Source organism: Halobacteriovorax sp., assembly GCF_041587335.1.
Taxonomy (GTDB): domain Bacteria; phylum Bdellovibrionota; class Bacteriovoracia; order Bacteriovoracales; family Bacteriovoracaceae; genus Halobacteriovorax.
Map to the genome: position 1 here is coordinate 1 of NZ_JBFGYP010000202.1, position 3,745 is coordinate 3,745.

Sequence of the window (3,745 nt, forward strand, 5' to 3'; positions counted from 1 at the left end):
ATAGTAGCGCTATTTGGTACAGTTTTTATTTTAACGATCCCGGTGCCGCTACATGCTGAAAATAAAAGGAAAGTTAAAAAAGTTAAGTTCTTCATGCAATAAAGTTAACATAAATTAACCTCAAGAATAAGTGAAGAAGATCTTGCCGCCACGCAACATTAAGCGCAAAAAAGACAAATAAAACCTATTTAATCTATATAAGTAATAGATCCACTTTCATAGAGAAGCTCGGACGAAGTATTTCCTTCTTTTGCTAAGTTAGAGTTAACTTTCTTGATAGCATTCTTGTATGCATTATTGATTAAGGATTTTTCTCTAGAGCTTAAACTTACGCTATCAGATACACCTAAGTACAACTCAACTTTTCCCTTATTAACTGAAGAAGGCATTCGCGGTCCAATAGTAAGTTTAGCTAACTTCTCATATGAGACCCTATCACTTGCAACTCCAGTCAACTGCTTTCGAAGTTCTTTTTCTATCAACTCACCATGTGTTGAAAGTAATGTTCTACTATCTGCTTTAATATTTGGAGGGATAAAACTTAGTCTATACTGTGACGGGTTATCCTGCTTTCTAAAGGCATCAACTATTGCTAGCTCATCACTCTTTTTCAATTCTCTAGCTGGAATAACTACGCAGTCATCACCTGAACACCTAGACTTATAAACAACTCCTCGCTCATCAAAAACGCTCTTAACTGTAGTTGTGAAGTTATCTTTTATCTCATTAAATTTCTTAGTTATATTCTGCTCACCTAACCTAGTAGCATGAAGAACTTTTTCTGCATCCAGGTCTGTGGCATCTAGTATATCGTAAGCTACTTGTTGAATATTTCTCGCTCCCATCCCAGTGATATCGCCAGAAAATCCTCCAGCTGATGCTTTATCGAGACTCGCGACAACTCTTGATTCTTGTCTAAGACCTGGAGTTAATCCATCGAGCTCTTTAATATAGCGAACAACTCCAGCACTTTCGGCATCTGTCAGAGTTACCCCAAATTTTTCCTTCAATGATTGACGAACTTCTTTTGAGTTTAAAATCTCTGATGCTTGAAGATGAGATATATCTGACTTACTCAAAGACAGCACTTCATCTAAGTCTGAAGTAGTATGGTTGTCTATAGACTTTCTAACAGTTTCGAATACCTCTAATTTTAATGTATATCCTTTACCATTAGGAAGAGTTTCAACAAGTTTAGCTTCTTTCAAAGGGCCACTTTTTAGTGATAAAGAATAGTATTTAATTTTATCTATATCTGCAGAAACCATCGCTTTTATATTGTCAAAAGAAACAAGATTTGAAATGTCTCTAGAGATAGTTCTCGCCCGTTTTGCAGCTTGTCCAGCTCCATCAGCAAATGATGAAATCCCTCCTTCAAACCACCTTGCAACGTTCTCTTCCCCTATACCATCTAAACTCTTAACTTTATTTGCAAACTCTTGATTTGCATTCTTATAAGTAAGGTTTAAATCATTCAAAAAACTCTTTCTAATATCTTCAGGAATATCCTTTGGTGTAAATGCGAAACGTAGAGACTTGAAATCAGAATAGACTTCAAACTCGATTCCTTTATACTTCTTAGTTAATCTATTTATTTTGTCATATAATATATCTTTATGAAGATTTGTTAATGAAGTAACAAGCTCTTTATCTCCTAGCGAATCATTTAAACGTTTTAGAGCTGCATTTTCTACATCTAGATATAAAGAAGAATTTGATTCATTTGCATTATCAATCCATCTTCTATTTACTCTTGGAGTAGTTAAACTAAATTCACTGTACTTCTTTTTAAGTTCAGAAGAATTTGAATAATTCTTAAAAAGATTTGGTCTATAATTTCTAAGTTCACTTAAATCATGGACAGTACCACGTACTTCAACATAATTATCAACTGATCTCTTAAATGAAGATAAACCGCTCTTAGCAACCTTTAGAGTTGGCCTAGCAAGATTACCGACACTTCCTAAAGCTACAAATCCAAGAGCAAGGTTTCGATCACTCTCAGCACTTTCGACATCCTCAACATTCCCAAGTCCTGCAGAGAAAGAGAGTCTTGAGTCCTCTAGATTACTTTGTTGCATATACAAGTCAGCCGCTTCAGCAGCAATACCTACACCTATCGCGCAACCTAACCCAAAGCTTCCTAAACAAACCCCTCCGCCTACTATAGCTGCTCCACCAAGATAAAGTGATGTCATCAGTTGATCGGTCTTTACCTCTTCAAATAGTGATTGAGCGATATCGCAAGAGGCCTTCGAAGTTCCTTGATTAGTGATAAATCCTTGAACGGCGGATTTATTTTTCATTAAGTCTATTAAATCTTCATCTGAGTCGAGTTTTGATATTTTGCCATAGGCCTCTCTATTTGCCTCTACTGACTCTAGTAACTGATTTTTTAATTCCTTGAGAATATCTTGGTCACTCTCATCACCTCTTAGATTTAATCTAGAAATTAAATTATCAGTATTAGTTCTCTTATTGTATTCAGCTCTATATTGATCTTTAACTCTTTCAATCCCTTTGGATAATTCATTTCTAGATTTATTACTAATATATCGAGGACAAATATTTTCTCTATATTCAAAGTCATAAGAAATACAATTGTGATCAATTTGAGAGAGAGAGTCTTGAGTTATGTTATAGGTTATTTCTTTTTTTATTTTATTTATTTGATTAAATTCACTGTCAGACAGTTCTGGAATATCATAGTCTAGACTTTCATGACTGATTTTTCTTGGAACATGATAAAATCTGAATCCCCTACCACTTTGAGTATATATATTTGCTAATGCGATAGTTTTTCTGTAGCTTGGCAAATTTGTTTTTACATAATCTTTGAGGTCTTCAAGCTTTTGTAGACACTCACTTGAGTTTGAATCAAAGCATTTAACTAAAGTGTTTATGTCATCTTCGTTACTCTTTAGAGAATTTAAAGTGTAGTCTTTAAGATCTTTAAGAAAATGATCACTGTAGATTTTTTTACTGATTCTGTACTGATTTGTTTCTAAACTAGAAATGGGACTAGATATGACCCTACTCTCATTACAATTATATAAGAAATAATCCTCTTTATCCTTTGAGTATTTTTGACAAAGGTTAAAATCATAATGATCAAAGGCCTCTACTTGATAAAGTCTCTTATCTCTTAATCTTTTGGCCCTCTCACTACGAGAATTTGCCCCATAACTATCAAATAGACATAGAAGGGAAAAAATTAATATAAGGACTTTTCTGGAATACACAACTTCTCATCGGACACTAGAGAGAAATACTCAAGTAATAAAACTTGTATTTTCCCTAATAAATGCCCAGATTTACATTATTCCTAATAAAAGTTTAGAATATTTGGCAAGAATCCTCTAAAAGTAGTGCTAACTTATTTCTAAGAACAAGAGGATCACTAAATTCATATGAGATAATTTTTGTAGACTCAAACTCTTTGTCTGATCTAAATTCATTATCCATATTCCAATTTATTGCCGAGATACACTTAATCACACCAGAGCCACTTGCTGAGACTCCTGAAATATCACAAGAGAGTTGATAGCGTAACTTAAGCCCAAGTCCCTTGGTGCTAGAAAACCTCTTTGCAAGCGCAATAGCACCCTTCTTAGCCACTGGATCACTAATCTTTAATGCGCTCATAGGATCCTCTTCATAACTAGTTACAGTGTAGAGATCTTTACCATTGAATTGTGTTGTTATATTTTTTGAGGTTTTTGTTTCGAGATATCTGTAAGCAAAA

General features: G+C 34.2%; 2 protein-coding genes. Both read right to left on the minus strand.

All coding sequences use genetic code 11. From position 1 onward, the window contains the following. Positions 1–188 precede the first annotated feature (188 nt). Complete coding sequence (locus ABX784_RS16125) at positions 189–3,242, minus strand: hypothetical protein (RefSeq protein WP_372656090.1); 3,054 nt, start codon at positions 3,240–3,242, stop codon at positions 189–191. 94 nt (positions 3,243–3,336) lie between these two features. Further along, the coding region (locus ABX784_RS16130; protein ID WP_372656091.1) for a hypothetical protein at positions 3,337–3,745 on the minus strand (409 nt) is incomplete at its 5' end.